The sequence below is a fragment of the Oscillibacter valericigenes genome (assembly GCF_021531915.1).
Taxonomy (GTDB): domain Bacteria; phylum Bacillota; class Clostridia; order Oscillospirales; family Oscillospiraceae; genus Oscillibacter; species Oscillibacter valericigenes_A.
In genome coordinates, this window is record NZ_JAFBIV010000013.1 from 48468 (window position 1) to 63935 (window position 15468).

Annotated in this window: 12 protein-coding genes and 1 pseudogene; 1 reads left to right on the forward strand and 12 read right to left on the reverse strand. The window is 60.7% G+C overall.

What is annotated here, in order from left to right; translation table 11 throughout:
• Positions 1 to 3: 3 nt before the first annotated feature.
• The 12 genes and pseudogenes from JQM66_RS09340 to JQM66_RS09395 all read right to left on the reverse strand — a co-directional run bounded on the left by JQM66_RS09340 (position 4) and on the right by JQM66_RS09395 (position 14526).
• Positions 4 to 2316, reverse strand: a complete 2313-nt coding sequence (locus JQM66_RS09340) for an ATP-dependent Clp protease ATP-binding subunit (protein ID WP_235229607.1) — start codon at positions 2314 to 2316, stop codon at positions 4 to 6.
• A 15-nt stretch (positions 2317 to 2331) separates the two neighbouring features.
• Complete coding sequence (locus JQM66_RS12680) at positions 2332 to 3027, reverse strand: CvpA family protein (RefSeq protein WP_235229608.1); 696 nt, start codon at positions 3025 to 3027, stop codon at positions 2332 to 2334.
• Between the two features lie 57 nt (positions 3028 to 3084).
• The gene (locus JQM66_RS09350; protein WP_235229609.1) at positions 3085 to 4278 is read right to left on the reverse strand and encodes a DUF5711 family protein; all 1194 of its coding nucleotides are present in this window, start codon (positions 4276 to 4278) and stop codon (positions 3085 to 3087) included.
• A complete protein-coding gene (gene truA, locus JQM66_RS09355; RefSeq protein ID WP_235229610.1) occupies positions 4271 to 5026 on the reverse strand; it encodes a tRNA pseudouridine(38-40) synthase TruA in 756 nt (251 codons plus the stop codon). Before truA ends, JQM66_RS09350 begins: the two co-directional genes overlap by 8 nt.
• Positions 5027 to 5035: 9 nt before the next feature.
• Positions 5036 to 5920 carry a hypothetical protein gene (locus JQM66_RS09360; RefSeq protein ID WP_235229611.1) on the reverse strand — a complete coding sequence of 295 codons (885 nt, stop codon included), beginning with the start codon at positions 5918 to 5920 and terminating at the stop codon, positions 5036 to 5038.
• A 29-nt stretch (positions 5921 to 5949) separates the two neighbouring features.
• Positions 5950 to 6756, reverse strand: coding sequence for an energy-coupling factor transporter transmembrane component T family protein (locus tag JQM66_RS09365; RefSeq protein ID WP_235229612.1), 807 nt, complete (start codon positions 6754 to 6756; stop codon positions 5950 to 5952).
• A complete protein-coding gene (locus tag JQM66_RS09370; protein ID WP_235229613.1) occupies positions 6750 to 7616 on the reverse strand; it encodes an energy-coupling factor transporter ATPase in 867 nt (288 codons plus the stop codon). Before JQM66_RS09370 ends, JQM66_RS09365 begins: the two co-directional genes overlap by 7 nt.
• Before the next feature lie 24 nt (positions 7617 to 7640).
• Positions 7641 to 8486 (reverse strand): energy-coupling factor transporter ATPase, encoded by an 846-nt coding sequence (locus JQM66_RS09375; protein WP_235229614.1) that lies wholly within the window; start codon positions 8484 to 8486, stop codon positions 7641 to 7643.
• A gap of 248 nt (positions 8487 to 8734) precedes the next feature.
• Positions 8735 to 9598 carry a class I SAM-dependent methyltransferase gene (locus JQM66_RS09380; RefSeq protein WP_235229615.1) on the reverse strand — a complete coding sequence of 288 codons (864 nt, stop codon included), beginning with the start codon at positions 9596 to 9598 and terminating at the stop codon, positions 8735 to 8737.
• Positions 9599 to 9715: 117 nt separating this feature from the next.
• Positions 9716 to 10296: pseudogene (locus JQM66_RS09385) on the reverse strand (flavodoxin family protein).
• On the reverse strand, positions 10293 to 11600 hold the full coding sequence (locus JQM66_RS09390; RefSeq protein ID WP_235229616.1) for a 2-hydroxyacyl-CoA dehydratase: 1308 nt from the start codon (positions 11598 to 11600) through the stop codon (positions 10293 to 10295). The pseudogene JQM66_RS09385 and the gene JQM66_RS09390 overlap by 4 nt, the downstream one beginning before the upstream one ends.
• A gap of 4 nt (positions 11601 to 11604) precedes the next feature.
• Complete coding sequence (locus JQM66_RS09395; RefSeq protein ID WP_235229617.1) at positions 11605 to 14526, reverse strand: acyl-CoA dehydratase activase; 2922 nt, start codon at positions 14524 to 14526, stop codon at positions 11605 to 11607.
• Between the two features lie 223 nt (positions 14527 to 14749).
• Here JQM66_RS09395 and JQM66_RS09400 point away from each other — a divergent pair, with 223 nt between their 5' ends.
• Positions 14750 to 15322, forward strand: a complete 573-nt coding sequence (locus JQM66_RS09400; protein ID WP_235229618.1) for an epoxyqueuosine reductase QueH — start codon at positions 14750 to 14752, stop codon at positions 15320 to 15322.
• Positions 15323 to 15468: the final 146 nt, after the last annotated feature.

Consider the following 15468-nt stretch of genomic DNA (forward strand, 5'->3'; position numbering starts at 1 on the left):
CCCTTACAGGGTATAGAGCTTCACAGCCTCGTCCTCCACGGTGGCCTTCACCTGAGTGATGGGGCTTTCGTAGCTGTCGATGATCCTGGTGGCCATGGGGTCCTCCAGTTCCTTCTGGATGGTGCGCCGCAGGTTCCGGGCGCCGTAGGTCCGGGAGAAGGACTTGTGGGTCAGGAAGGCCACCAGGGCGTCGTCATAGGTAAAGGTAATGCCCTTGTCCTTCAGGGACTCCTTCAGCTCATCCAGCATGATGCGCGCAATGGCCTGGAAGTGCTCCTCCGTCAGGCGGTTGAAGGTGATGACCGCGTCCACCCGGTTGATGAACTCCGGCCGCAGGAACTGCTGCAGGGCCTTCATGGCCCGGTCGGTGTCCTGCTCCTGCTGGGTGCGGCCAAAGCCCACGGTGCCCTCCTTGGTGGCGCTGCCCGCGTTGGAGGTCATAACGATGATGGTGTTCTCGAAGTTGACCTTGCGGCCGTGGGCGTCGGTGATCTCACCGTCATCCAAAATCTGCAGCAGCACGTTCAACACATCGGGGTGGGCCTTTTCGATTTCGTCGAAGAGGATGACGGCATAGGGCTTGCGGCGGATCTTCTCCGTCAGCTGGCCCGCCTCGTCATAGCCCACGTATCCCGGGGGCGAACCCACGATACGGGAGACGGAGTGCTTCTCCATGAACTCGGACATATCCAGCCGAATCAGGGCGTCCGGGGTGTTGAACAGGTCGGTGGCAAGCTGCTTCACCAGCTCCGTCTTGCCCACGCCGGTGGGGCCCACGAAGATGAAACTGACGGGTTTGTGCTTGGGGCTGATGCCCACCCGGTTGCGGCGGACGGCGGCAGACACGGCGGAAACCGCCTCGTCCTGGCCGATGATGTGGCTCTTGAGACGCTCCTCCAGCTGGCTGAGGCGCTGGAACTCCTGCTCCCGGATCTTGGCGGCGGGGATCTTGGTCCACAGCTCAATGACATGGGCCAGGTTCTCCATGGTCAGCTGCGGATCACCCTTTGCCAGCAGGCCGTCCAGCTCCGCGTGGAGCTGCAGCTCCCGGCTTTTCAGCTCTGCCATGCGGGCGTAGTCGCCCTCGGCCTTCTCCTCCTTCTCCTCCAGCATGGTGCGCTCTTTCTCATAGTCGTCCAGTTCCCGCTGGATCTCCATGCGCCGGGAGATATCCGGGTCCTTCAAATTCAGGTCGGAGCAGGCCTCGTCGATCAGGTCGATGGCCTTGTCCGGCAGGAAGCGGTCGGTGATGTACCGCTCGGAGAGCACCACCGCCTGGCGGAGAATGCCGTCGGACATTTTCACGCCGTGGTATTTTTCGTAGTTGGGGGCCAGTCCCTTCAGAATCTGGATAGAGTCCTCAATGGAGGGCTCGTTGACGGTGACAGGCTGGAAGCGGCGCTCCAGGGCGCTGTCCTTCTCGATGGATTTCCGGTACTCGTTGAAGGTGGTGGCGCCGATCACCTGGATCTCACCCCGGGAGAGGGCGGGCTTCAGGATGTTGGCGGCGTTCATGCTGCCCTCAGCGTCGCCGGCGCCGGCGATGTTGTGGACCTCGTCGATCATCAAAATGATGTTGCCCAGGCGCTTCACCTCATCGATCAGACCCTTCATGCGGCTCTCAAACTGGCCCCGGAACTGGGTGCCAGCCACCAGGGCCGTCAGGTCCAGCAGGTAGACCTCCTTGTCCCGCAGTTTGAAGGGCACGTCGCCGTTCACGATGCGCTGAGCCAGTCCCTCCGCAATGGCGGTCTTGCCCACACCGGGCTCACCAATCAGGCAGGGGTTGTTTTTCTGGCGGCGGTTTAAGATCTGCACCACCCGCTCGATCTCCTGGGCGCGGCCGATGACCGGGTCCAGCTTGCCGTCCTTGGCCTTCTGTGTCAGGGAGATGCAGTAATTTTCCAGGAACTTGCGCTTGCCGTTTTTCGGCTCCTTCTTCTCCCGGCGGTCCCGCTGCTGGCCGCCCTCCTCCGGGCTTTCGCTGCGGGGCACATCGCCGCCGGAGAACAGGCGGTTCAGGAAGGGGAAGGTGGCGGTTTTGCCCTCTTCCTCGTCTCCGTCGGTCTCGTCGCCGCCGGGGAGGTCCTCAATATTCTCCACGCCGCTCATGGCGTTCATCATCTCCTGGCTAAGGGTCTCCAAATCCTCGTCAGAGATGCCCATGCGCTTCATCATATCATTCACCTGGGGCAAACCCAGGTCCTTGGCGCATTTCAGGCACAGGCCCTCATTGATGGTCCGGTCGCCGTCCATCTTGGAAATGAACACCACGGCCACATTCTTTTTACATCTTGAACAAAGTGTCGGCTGCATCATATACCTCCATCGTTAATGAAGAAACGACAACAGGCTCAAAGGCGTGTTGGTCGTGAATATCCGTAAAATATGGGCCTCTGCCAGGGTCTCCGTCTCAAAGGAGATTCCCAGCCGCCGGGCTGCCCAGACTGCCAGGAACAGCACCAGGGCGCCCTCCACCAGGCCCAGGGCACCGCCGCCCAGGGTATTGATACCATGGAGCAGCGGCAACTTCATGACCAGGTCCATGGCCCCCACCAGCACATGCAGCATCAGCAGCAACAGCAGGAAGGACAGAATGAACAGAACGCCGTAGGCAACGGAGCCCACCATGCTCTCCACCACCGCAGAGACGATAGAGGCGCCGGTGTCCCGGATGCGTTCTTCCGCCTGATCCGCCAGGGAACTCCGCACATCCTCGTCCAGACCCAGCAGGGCCAGCAAATCCTCCACCCGGGGCTCCTCCCCGGTTTCTTCCTCCGGAGCACTGCCGGTCTGGACCGCCATGGCCTCCTCCACCCGGCTGGTGATGTGCTTTTGGATGACGGGTGCCGCCAGCCTGGCAGCGGGACCCGAAAAGGTGGCGGCAATCATTCCCGCGCCCACCAGGGCCACGATCACCATGACCAATCCGGCCAGGGCACGGACCAGGCCCTGCCTGGCGCCCCAAATGACAAATGCCAGCAGGACCACCACCACGATGGCATCTATTATAACAGCTGTTGTCACGATTTCCTACCTTTCTGCCTGTAAACGTTTTATGAATTTCCCTGTAACTTCTGCCGTTTACGGCAAAAACAGGCCCGCATTCTCCGAAGAGAGCAGCAGGGCAGAGCCGTCCGGGCGCAACAGTACGCCGGTGGCGAAATCCGTGCCGTTCAGGGAGGCATAGACCTGCAGATCCTGGTTGTAGATCACCAGGCTGTCGGTGTACAGCACCGCCAGATAACGTCCGGCGGCGGAGATATCCAGCACCTCCCGGTTCACATCCAGGGATGCCAGCTCCGTTCCGTCCGGACCCACCGTCACCAGGCGGCCTACGCTGCCGGATTCATAGCGGTTCAGAAGCAGGGCCGCAAAGCCGTCTCCTCCCAGGGCGTAACCCCGGAGATACAGGCCGCTGTATGTATACGAAGCACCGATCTTTCCGTCGGTCCCGGCATAGGTCAGACAGGTGTCCGACACCGTCACCAGCCGGTCTCCCTGCTGGCCGATAACCGCCACCAGGCCGTCTGTCACGCTGTAATTGGCAATGGGTTCCGTCTGGGTCAGGTCATACAGTACCACATTGCTGACAAAGACACTGGACTCCTGTCCCAGGGTCACTGCCGCCAGATGGGTGTTATCGTCTGTCACATAGGCATCCGTCACAAAGCGTTCCCGGGCCTGGAACTCAAACACCTGCTCCATGCTGTCATTGTAGACGCAGACGCTGCCCTTGAGGCCCTTCTTTTGCTCCGTCACCGCCAGCCAGCCGCTGTCATTCAGGGTGGCCGCAATAAAATGCTCCTCTTCCGCCGCCGTCAGGTGCAGCAGCTCACCCTCACGGTCCAGCACATACAGCTCTGTACCGCCCACATCGTAGGCCGCCACGCGGCCGCCGCCCGCGCTCAAAGCAGGCGATGCCATGCTGACGGTCGTGGACCAGACCTCTTCCCCGCCGGGACTCAGAATGGTAAGCCGGGTATCAGACAGCACCACCAGCCGGTCCTCCAGCTGGGCGAAGCGGTTGCGGACGGAGGCGTCGTAATGGTAGGCGGCAGTGCCGCTGACCTCCTCCGCCTTGCCGTAGTTAAAGTAGCGGCGCAGAGCATCAAAGCCGGTGCCGTCCCGCCAGGCGGCTACCAGCACCACCCCCAGGACCACCACCAGCGTCAGGAAGAACATCAGAAAGCCTTTCAGGACCCGGTGCTTTTTCCGGGGGGCCTTCTCCTCCTCGCCGTCGTCATCATTCCAGATGTTGTTCGTTCTCTCAGCCATTGAGTCGTTCATCCTCATACCAAAGTCTCGTCAGGTACAGTCCTCCGGGAGGAACAGTGGGACCCGCCAGACGGCGGTCTCCGCTCTTCAGAATGGCGGGGATGTCCTCCGGGGCGAATTTTCCCTCCGCCGCGTAGAGGACCGTGCCGGTGATGGCCCGTACCATGTTATACAAAAAGCCGTTGGCGCAGACCTTCAGCTCCAGCAGGTCGCCGTTCCGGGTCACGTCGCACCAGTAGATGGTGCGGACGGTGGACTTTGTCTCCGTCCCCACGGAGCGGACAGCCTTGAAGTCGTGGGTCCCCACAAACATGTGGGCCGCCCGGTTCAGGAATTCCTCGTCCAGCCGCTTGGGGTAGAAATAAGCCCGGTTGACATAGAAAGGATTCTTGAACCGGGAGTTGTAAATGCGATAGGTATACTCCTTCTTGAGGCAGGAGCCGATGGCGTTGAAATCCTCCGCCACCTCCAGGGCCTCCTTCACCATGATGTCCTCGGGGGTGTGGGTGTTGACGGCGAAGGGCAGCCGGTCCACGGGAATGCGGCTTTCGGTGCGGAAGTTGGCGATGTAGTGCTCCGCATGAACGCCGGCATCGGTACGGCCGCAGCCGGTGAGATGCACCGGGGCCCCGGTGATCTTCTCCAGGGCTTTTTGCAACGTCTCGCAGACGGTGACGGCATTCTTCTGGACTTGCCACCCGTGGTAGGCAGTGCCGTTGTACATCAGTTTTAAGGCAATGTTGCGCATACTCTCTCCTTATTCCGGCCAGGTGACAGTGGGGCGGCGGGACAGCGGTACTTCCTCCATGTCATCCCACCGCATGGCAATCTTTTCAAAAATCGGAAACTCATACCGCAGGCCAAACGCATCCCTGCAGGCGTAGCACAGCCGCATACGGTCCCCCGGAGCACAGTCCAGGCCGACACTTTCCAAAATCTCCCCATCTGCTTCCACATTGTAGCTATCGGGGACCTGCCGCCCGGTGAATACCAGAGTCCCATTCCGGTAAACCCGGAATTCACCGTCCAGCGCCTGTACCTCATTCCCCGCCGGGTCCATCAAACCAACGCCCCAGTCGCACTGAGAAAAGATCTGCCTCTCGCTGTCAAAGTGCCAGGAAGTGCTGCCATCGTTGAGCTGCACCGGCAGCAGTTCCGCGATGGAATCACTGCTGAACAGCACCGTGTCATCCTCCAGCCGCAGCTCCAGTCCCATCTCCAGCTCCAGAGGGAATGTCACCGTCTGCACATGGTTTCCTGTTTTATTCCGTTCAAGATGCTCCATTTTCCAAGCCATGCGGTATGGCTCTCCCGGGTGGCAAAAACCGATCGTCGGGCTGTGTTCATGCACATCCGGGAGTTCGGCAATGATATCTACCGTCAGCATCCGGTCCATGGTATTGACCTTCGGATTTGCAAATGAGACTGTGATTGGCCGCTGCTCCTGACTGGCTTGCAAGGTTTTCAATTCGGTATCCGCTTCGTTCAGGCGCTCCGCCAAAGTCTCCGCCATCTCTTGCTCCTCAGCCAACGCAGCCCGCAAACTGCCGACTTCCGCGCTCTGCCGGACCAGCGCTGCGGCGAGAATGGCGCATAGGGCCAGAGACAGCATTGCAAATCCATTCTTTTTCAGGAATTCCACAGCGCCGTTCTCCTTTCAAACACATCCCGTTACAGTCCGAAATGCCGCAGTACAAAGATTACAGCCACCACCAGCACACCCAGGATCAGGGCGATGTAGTCCCGCCGCTCATATTTCAGCACATGCAGCTTGGTGCGCCCCTCCCCGCCGTGGTAGCAGCGGCATTCCATGGCAGTCGCCAGCTCGTCCGCCCGGCGGAAGGCGCTGATGAACAGCGGCACCAGGATGGGGATCAGAGCCTTGGCCTTCTGGATGATGTTGCCGCTCTCAAAGTCCGCGCCCCTGGCCTTCTGAGCGGACATGATCTTGTCCGTCTCCTCAATGAGGGTAGGGATGAACCGCAGGGCGATGGACATCATCATGGCCAGCTCGTGGACCGGCACATGGAACCGCTTCAATCCGTTCAGCAGCCGCTCCAGACCGTCGGTCAGGCTGATGGGGCTGGTGGTGTAGGTCATCAGGAAGGTGCCCATAATGAGCATCATCACCCGCAGCACCATAAAGACAGCGTTTTTCAAGCCGGTATCCGAGATGCGGAGAAACCCGATTTCCACCAGATATCTATCTCCGGGGGTAAAGAACAGGTTCAGAATACCGGTGAAAATGATGATGAACAGCACCGGCTTCAAGCCCCGCACCAGCTGCTTGACGCCCACCTTGGAAATACGGACGCAGACAGCCAGACACAGGGCCATCAGGGCATAGCCCGCGACGCCCTTGGCGCAGAACAGCGCCACGATATACAGGACCACCAGCAGAATCTTCGTCCGGGGGTCCAGCTTATGGGCCACGGTGGTTCCGGGGAAATACTGGCCCAGCGTGATATCTTTCAGCATGCGGCACCGCCCTTCCGCAGCGCCTGAAGCTGCTTTTCCAGTGCCTCCACCGTGTACACGGCGGGGTCGATGTTCAGGCCACGCTGCTTTAGGGCCATGGCGATGCGGGTCACCTGGGGCACGTCCAATCCGGCGGTGAGCAGCTCGTCCGCCCGGGCGAAAACCTCCGCCGGGGTGCCGCTCATCAGAATATGGGCACCCTTCAATACCAGGATGCGATCCACGTTCCGGGCGATCTCGTCCATGCTGTGGCTCACCAGAATAATGGTCTTGTGCTTGTTGCGGTGGTAGTCCCGGATGTTGGCCATCAGGTTCTCCCGGCCTGCTGGGTCCAGGCCCGCCGTCGGTTCGTCCAGGATCAGCACGTCCGGCTCCATGGCCATGACGCCCGCCAGGGCCACACGGCGCTTCTGGCCGCCGGACAGCTCAAAGGGGGACTTGTCCAGCTGGTCGTCCCGGATGCCCACCAGACGGGCGGCCTCCCGGACGCAGCGGTCCAACTCCTCCCCGGTCTTGCCCATGTTGGCGGGACCGAAGGCGATGTCCTTGTAGACGGTCTCCTCAAACAGCTGGTACTCCGGATACTGGAACACCAGGCCCACCCGGAAGCGCACGTCCCGGATCTTTTTCGGCTCCGCCCAGATATCCTTACCCGCCAGCAGGACCTGGCCCTCCGTAGGCTTTAAAAGGCCGTTGAGGTGCTGGATCAGGGTGGATTTCCCGGAACCGGTGTGGCCGATGATGCCCAGGAATTCCCCCTCATACACATCGAAGCTCATATCCTCCACCGCGCTGCGCTGAAAGGGCGTACCGATGCCGTAGGTATGGGTCAGGTTTTTGATCTGTAAAATCGGTTCCAAATCGTCTCTTCCCTTTCGTGTCGTTTAGCACAGCGCCGCCGCAATGGCATCAGCGCACTCCTCCACCGTCAGAGCATCCAGAGGCACATCCCAGCCGTCCTTCCGCAGGCGGTCCAGCAGGTCCACCGTGTCCGGGGTCGTCAGGCCCATGGAGCGTAGCTGGTCAATGCGGGTGAACACCTCTTTGGGGGTGCCGTCCATGGCCACCACGCCATCGTCCATCACGATGACCCGGTCCGCCTCCTCCGCCTCGTTCATGTGATGGGTGATCAGGATGACGGTGATGCCCTTCTCCCGATTGAGCTGGTGGACCGTGGACAGCACCTCCTGCCGCCCGATGGGGTCCAGCATGGCGGTGGCCTCGTCCAGCACGATGCAGGCAGGCTCCATGGCGATGACGCCGGCGATGGCAATGCGCTGCTTCTGTCCGCCGGAGAGCAGATGGGGCGCATGGGTCACAAATTCGCTCATGCCCACGGCCTTCAGGGCATCGTCCACCCGGCGGCGGATTTCTTCCGTGGGCACGCCCAGGTTCTCCGGGGCGAAGGCCACATCCTCCTCCACCACATTGGCGACGATCTGGTTGTCCGGGTTCTGGAACACCATGCCCACCTGCTGGCGGATGGCCAGCAGCAGGTTTTCATCCAGGGTGTCCATGCCCTCCACATACACCTTGCCTCCCGCGGGCAGCAACACACCGTTGAAGGTCTTGGCCAGGGTGGACTTGCCGGAGCCATTATGGCCCAGCACCACCACAAAGCTGCCCTTTTCGATGGTCAAATCTACACCCCGCAGGGCAAAGACCGGCTCACCGCCCTCGTCCGCCGGGTAGGCAAAGCGAAGCTCTTTTGTTTCAATGATCGCAGACATAGCTCTTGTCACTTTCTCTTGTTTTCTGATTCTTTTGCCTCCGGCAAAAGAAGAAAATGAAATCATTTTTGTCAGGACATGTGCCTGACAAAAATTCCTTGACTTCAGGCGTCTTGGGCGCCGGCACCAGTGACCGATGTCACTGGTGGGGGGAATCTACTGCGCAGCCGTTAGCAGCTCTGCTGCTTTACGGATGCGGCGTACCCCTTGCGGGTAAAGGGGGGGGGGATGGAGTCCCTTCTTTAAGGTCACTCGCTGAACCATCTTCCCGTGGCGCCGCAGGGCAGAGCCAGTCCCGTTTCGGTAACGGGCAGCCCCAGCTCGTCCCAGGTGCACTTGCCGCCGTACTTGCTGGCCACCAGGATGTTCAGCAGATACCCCAGCACCGAGGGTGCCAGACCCGTGGTGTAGGAGTTGATGAGGACGAACAGAGGCTTGTCCGACAGCACTCCGGCGCACAGCTTCACGAAGTCATAGAGGTTTTCCTCCAGCTTCCACACCTCGCCGCCAGGACCCCGGCCGTAGGAGGGCGGGTCCATGATAATGGCGTCGTAGGTCTTGCCTCTTCTGATCTCCCGCTCCACAAATTTGGCACAGTCGTCAATGATCCAGCGGATGGGGGCGTCCTCCAGGCCGGAGAGCTTGGCATTCTCCCGAGCCCAGGCCACCATGCCCTTGGCCGCGTCCACATGGCACACGCTGGCCCCCGCCTTGGCACAGGCCACCGTGGCGCCACCGGTGTAGGCGAACAGGTTCAGCACCCGGATAGGCCGCCCGGAGCTGCGAATCTTATCCATCACGAAGTCCCAGTTTACCGCCTGCTCCGGGAAGAGGCCCGTGTGCTTGAAGTTCATGGGCTTCACCTGGAAGGTCAGCTCGCCGTAGTGGACCTTCCAGCTCTCCGGCAGGGCCTTCTTCTCCCAGTGGCCGCCGCCGGTCTGGCTGCGGAGATACCGGGCGCCCACCCGCTTCCAGGCTGGATTCTGATGGGGCGTCTCCCAGATGGCCTGGGGGTCCGGGCGTACCAGGACCTGCTTGTCCCAGCGCTCCAGCTTCTCCCCCCCGCCGCAATCCAGCAGCTCATAGTCCTGCCACTTGTCCGCGATCCACATAAGCCGTTCCTCCGTGTACATAGTAAATCATGTTATTATACTGCAAAAGTAGGGCTTTCGTCAATGTATTTGCGGTAATTGAAAAAACAGAAGCGGCCCCAGAGGAGCCGCTCCCGGTCATCTTATGCGTTTCAAGAGTTCCCGAGCGAAAGCCCGGGTGCGGTCTTCCTTGTCCGCGTCCATGAACACGGTGTCATAGCCCAGGTGCCGCTCGGCGTGGCTGCCCAGATACCGCAGGCCGGAGTGTTTGCAATAGCGACGGACGCCCTCCTCAAAGAGGTCGCAGCCCTTCTCCGGACGGTAGCCGCAGGTCATCAGCAGCGCCACGGCCTTGCCCGCCCACAGGGACGGGCCTTTTTCCTGACCGTAAAACTTGTTCATGCCATACACCAGCCGGTCCAGCAGAGCCTTCATGGGCAGCGTGCAGTACCAGGAGTGAATGGGGGTTGCCAGGACCAGCAGGTCACAGGCCAGCACCTTGTCAAAAATCTCCTGTACGTCGTCCTGCCGGGCGCAGCCGAATACCGTCCAGTCTTGCTGGCAGGTGCGGCAGGCCACGCAGGGCCGGATGTCCCGGTCATACAGCCAGACAGTCTCCACTCCGCTCCACCGTTTTCCAGTTCCTCGCAGAACGGCGCCAGAAGCGCAGCGGTGTTGCCGTTTTTTCGGGGACTGCCCATCAGCACCAGGACCTTCATACCAGAGCCGGTTCCTGTTTCCCGGTGTGGGTCTCCGCTCCGTTCTCCTGGCCCGTCTTCTCCATCAGCCGCTCCCGGGCCACCGCCAGCATCAGCTTGATGCGGTTCTCCTGGTTGACGCGGGTGGCGCTGGGGTCATAGTCGATGGGGGTGATGTTGGCCTGGGGATACAGCTCCCGGAGCTTGTTGATCATACCCTTGCCGCAGATGTGGTTGGGCAGGCAGCCGAAGGGCTGGGCGCAGACGATATTCTCATAGCCGGAGCGGATCAGCTCCGCCATCTCGGCGGTGAGGAGCCAGCCCTCGCCCATCTTGTCTCCCTTGCTGATCAGGCCCTCGGTGAGCTTGGTCAGTTCACTGAAGGGCAGGGGCGCGTGATAGCCGTTGTCCTTCAATGCACGGATGATGACCTTTTCCATCTGGGCGATATAGCCCAGGATCAGGTCAGAGACATGCTTTTCCAGGAAGGTGCCGCCGTAGAGCCGGGCAGTCTCAGAGGGATTGTAGGCGCAGTACTGCACGAAGCCCATGAGGCCCGGCAGGTTCACCTCGCAGTCCTGGGTAGCCAGGAAATTCTCCAGGTCGTTATTGCCCAGGGGTGAGTATTTCACATAAATCTCACCGACCACGCCCACCTTGACCTTGGGCACCCGGTGAACGGGAATGGCGGCGAACTCCGCCGCGATCCTGGGCATGGCGGACTTCATCTCCCGCTGGGAGAAGCCCTTGCCCTCATGGACCCACTGGCAGATGGTGTCCAGCCACTTGTCCTGCAGTGCCGCCGCATCGCCGGGATGGGTCTCATAGGGGGCCGTCTGGGCCTTCAGGGTCACCAACAGGTCGCCGTAGTAGATGGCAGCCAGAGCCATGCGCATGAAAGTCAGATCCATGGGCAGGCTGTTGCCCTTTTCCAGGCCGGAGAAGTTCAGGCTCAGCACCGGGATCTGGCTGTACCCAGCCTTCACCAGGGCCTTGCGCAGCAGGTGGATGTAGTTGGAGGCCCGGCATCCGCCGCCGGTCTGGGTGATGATAAGAGCGGTGTGGTCCAGGTCGTATTTTCCGGATTCCAGAGCGTCCAGGAACTGGCCGATGACCAGCAGGGCGGGATAGCAGGTGTCGTTGTGGACGTACTTCAAGCCCAGCTCGCTGACCTGGCTGCCGCAGTTGCCCAGCAGCTCCACCTTGTAGCCTTTGTACTCCATCGCCGCCGCCAGGATGCGGAACTGCACGGGAGCCATGTTGGGGATGAGGATGGTATGGGTCTTCTTCATGTCCTCAGTAAAAACGGGATACTGCATCTCCATGCGGTTACGCCTCCTTTCCTTCCTCTTCCCGCTCCTCCAGAGCGGCGAACAGGCTCCGCAGGCGGATGCGCACCGCGCCCAGGTTGGTGATCTCGTCGATCTTCAGCTGGGTGTACAGCTTGCCGCCCTCCTGCAGGATCTCTCTCGTCTCGTCAGAGGTAATGGCGTCCACGCCGCAGCCAAAGCTCACCAGATGCACAAGGTCCATGTCGGGCTGGGTGCAGCAGTATTTGGCAGCGGCGTACAGGCGCGCGTGGTACGTCCACTGGTTCAGCACCGAGGTGTGGAACTTCGCCGTCCGGTCGGAGATGGAGTCCTCTGTGATGACTGCCGCCCCGGAACGGGTGATGAGCGTGTCGATGCCGTGGTTCACCTCCGGGTCCACATGGTAGGGACGGCCCGCCAGCACGATGATGCGGCGTCCTTCCGCCCGGGCCTGCTGTATGATGCGCTCGCCCTCCTTGCGGATCAGAGACATGTGGTGGGCGTACTCGGCGTAGGCCGCGTCGGCGGCATCCTTCACCTCGCCCTTGGTGATATCGGGAAAGTCCCGCCGCAGGATGGTGAAGATCTTCTTCGTGAAGTCCTTGGGGCGGTGGATACCCACATAGTCATAGATGAATTTGGTGTCCTTGATCTCCGGGCAGTTGCCGGCGATGACCTCCGGATAGTAGGCCACCACGGGACAGTTGTAGTGGTTCTCCCCCAGACCCTCGTCGATGTTGTAGGTCATGCAGGGATAGAAGATGGCATCCAGCCCCAGCTTGCTGAGGAACTGGATGTGGCCGTGGGCCAGCTTGGCCGGGAAGCAGGCGGTGTCGCTGGGGATGGTCCCCTGCCCTTTCAGGTACAGGTCCCGGCTGGAGAGGGGGCTGTGGTACACAGCAAAGCCCAGCTTGGTGAAAAAGGCATGCCAGAAGGGCAGCAGCTCCCACATATTCAGGCACAGGGGCAGACCGATCTTGCCCCGCTTGCCGGGGACGGGCTTGTATTCCAGGATCAGCTTCCGCTTGTAGGCGTACAGGTTCCGCTCTCCGGTATCGGCCTTGCCGGTGACGGGCCGGTCACAGCGGTTGCCGCTGATAAAGGTGCCGCCGTCAGCGAAGGTGTTGATGGTCAGCTGGCAGTTGTTGCCGCAGCGGCCGCAGACCTCGCTGCGGGTCTCCTGATGGAAGGCCCGCAGGGCCTCCCGGTCCAGCAGGGTACTGGTCTGGCCGGCAGCGGCCTTGCCCCGGCCATACAGGGCGGCGCCGAAGGCGCCCATGAGACCGGCGATATCAGGCCGGATGACCTCCACGCCCATCTCCTTCTCAAAGGCCCGGAGGACCGCCTCGTTATAGAAGGTGCCGCCCTGGACCACGATATGGCGGCCCAGTTCCTCGGGAGATGCGGCACGGATGACCTTGTAAATGGCGTTCTTCACCACGGAGATGGAGAGGCCGGCGGAGATGTTCTCAATGGTGGCGCCGTCCTTCTGTGCCTGCTTCACGCTGGAGTTCATGAACACGGTGCAGCGGCTGCCCAGATCCACGGGCCTGTCCGCAAACAGGCCCAGCCTGGCGAATTCCTTCACATCCTTGCCCATGGCCTGGGCAAAGGTCTGGAGGAAGCTGCCGCAGCCGGAGGAGCAGGCCTCATTGAGGAAAATGTTGCTGATGGCGCCGTTTTCGATCTTGAAGCACTTCATGTCCTGACCGCCGATGTCGATGATAAAGTCCACGTTGGGCATGAAGTGGCGGGCGGCGGTGAAGTGGGCCACGGTCTCCACCACACCGTAGTCGGCGTGGAAGGCGTTTTTCGCCAGATCCTCGCCGTAGCCGGTGGTGGTCACGGAGGCCACATGGAGGGCCGGATGCTGGTCATAGAGCTGCTGGAGGACCTCCCGGATGAGGGGCACGGGATTGCCCAGGTTGGGGCGGTAATCCGTAAACAGGATGCGGGCCTCCTGGTCCATGACCACCATTTTGACCGTGGTGGAGCCGGAGTCGATGCCGATGTGCACCGGGGCGGCGTAGTCGGGGCCGAAGGGCACACGGGGCACGGTGGCCCTGGCGTGGCGGGCCTGGAACGCCTTGTACTCCTCCTCACTCTCGAACAGGGGCGGCTGGGAGCGGTAGGTCTCGGAGGCGCCGTGGCGCTCCAACTCCTCCGCCACCTCCACCAGGTCAAAGCTCTGGTCAGAGTAGTAGGCGGCGCCCAGAGCCACGAACAGCAGACTGTTCTCCGGGCAGGTGCCCTTGACACCCAGGGTCTTGTCAAAGCTGGCCCGCAGGACACGGGAGAAGGTCAGCGGTCCGCCCAGATACAGGATGTTGCCCTTGATGGGCCGGCCCTGGGCCAGGCCCGCGATGGTCTGGTTCACCACGGCCTGATAGATGCTGGCGGCGATATCCTCCGCCCGGGCGCCCTGGTTGATGAGGGGCTGCACGTCGCTCTTGGCGAACACGCCGCATCGGGAGGCAATAGTGTAGGTCTTCTCCGCCTTCTGGGCGGCATCGTCCATTTCGTCGGCAGTCATTTTCAGCAGGGTCGCCATCTGGTCGATGAAAGCGCCGGTGCCGCCGGCGCAGGAGCCGTTCATGCGGACCTCCGTACCATTGGTCAGGAAGAGGATCTTGGCGTCCTCGCCGCCCAGCTCGATGATCACATCCGTGCCGGGCGCCAGCCGGTTGGCGGCCACCCGGGTGGCGAAGACCTCCTGGACAAAAGGCACCTGCACGCTGTCCGCCATGCCCATGCCAGCGGAGCCGGAGATGGCCAGGTCCGCCCGGGGGGCATACTGGGTCCCCACCCGCCGCAGCAGCTCGGCGGATTTCTCCAGAATATGGCTGAAATGCCGTTCATATGTACTGTATACGATCTCGTCCGCGTCGTCCAGCACCACGCATTTGATAGTGGTGGAGCCGACGTCCAAACCGACTTTCAAGAGAGTTCCTCCTTTGATCACGGTACATCCGGCCGCTTTCGGCCAAATGCGATAAATTTCCACATTAACTGGTATCTTACTCTCTTTTTTGATTTCACGCAATCGTCAACCTACCGAAAAATTGTAAAGAATTCGTTAAGGATAATTTTACAGCTTTTCATTTGCCTTTTGCTATCCGTATGATATACTTGTCCCATCCAGAACAGAAACGAGGTTTTTTCCCATGGAAACCGTGCTGCTGCACACCTGCTGCGCCCCCTGCTCCCTCTCCTGCATCGACCCTCTCCGCTCCGAAGGCATTGAACCGGTGGCGTTTTGGTACAACCCCAACATCCACCCCTGGAAGGAGTACCAGGCCCGGCGGGACTGCCTGCTGGAATACGCCCCTACCATCAATATGGAAGTCCGGGTACAGGAGGACTACGGCCTGAAGGATTTCGTCCGCCACGTGGCGGAGGACATTGAGCACCGCTGTGTCTATTGCTATGAGCACCGCATCGAAGGCACGGCCAGATACGCCGCCGAGCACGGCTTCAAAGCCTTCACCTCCACCCTGCTGGCCAGTCTCTACCAGGACCATGAGGGCATCGTCCGGGCGGCGGAGAAGTACGCCAAACAGTATGGTGTGGAGTTTTTGTACCGGGACTTCCGGCCCAATTTCCGGGCAGGCAACCAGAAGGCCCGGGAGCTGGGCTTCTACATGCAGAAATACTGCGGCTGCGTGTTCTCCGAACAGGACCGCTACCAGAAGCAGATCGACCGGGACAAGGCAAAATTTGCGAAACTTATGAAATAAAAATCCGTCCGAAAGGCATTTGAACTGCACCCCATTTGTTAGACAGTATGATATACTATCTAACAAGTGGGGCGTTTTGCTATGCCAAAAGGAGTACCAAATAAACGATATACGCCGGAATTTAAAGAGCAGGTAATAAAGACAAT

Bases quoted from the DNA above. Each gene is read 5' to 3' on its own strand.
- JQM66_RS09340 (WP_235229607.1), bottom strand. From the start codon at position 2,316: ATGCAGCCGACACTTTGTTCAAGATGTAAAAAGAATGTGGCCGTGGTG.
- JQM66_RS09350 (WP_235229609.1), bottom strand. From the start codon at position 4,278: ATGGCTGAGAGAACGAACAACATCTGGAATGATGACGACGGCGAGGAG.
- truA (WP_235229610.1), bottom strand. From the start codon at position 5,026: ATGCGCAACATTGCCTTAAAACTGATGTACAACGGCACTGCCTACCAC.
- JQM66_RS09365 (WP_235229612.1), bottom strand. From the start codon at position 6,756: ATGCTGAAAGATATCACGCTGGGCCAGTATTTCCCCGGAACCACCGTG.
- JQM66_RS09375 (WP_235229614.1), bottom strand. From the start codon at position 8,486: ATGTCTGCGATCATTGAAACAAAAGAGCTTCGCTTTGCCTACCCGGCG.
- JQM66_RS09380 (WP_235229615.1), bottom strand. From the start codon at position 9,598: ATGTGGATCGCGGACAAGTGGCAGGACTATGAGCTGCTGGATTGCGGC.
- JQM66_RS09390 (WP_235229616.1), bottom strand. From the start codon at position 11,600: ATGGAGATGCAGTATCCCGTTTTTACTGAGGACATGAAGAAGACCCAT.
- JQM66_RS09400 (WP_235229618.1), top strand. From the start codon at position 14,750: ATGGAAACCGTGCTGCTGCACACCTGCTGCGCCCCCTGCTCCCTCTCC.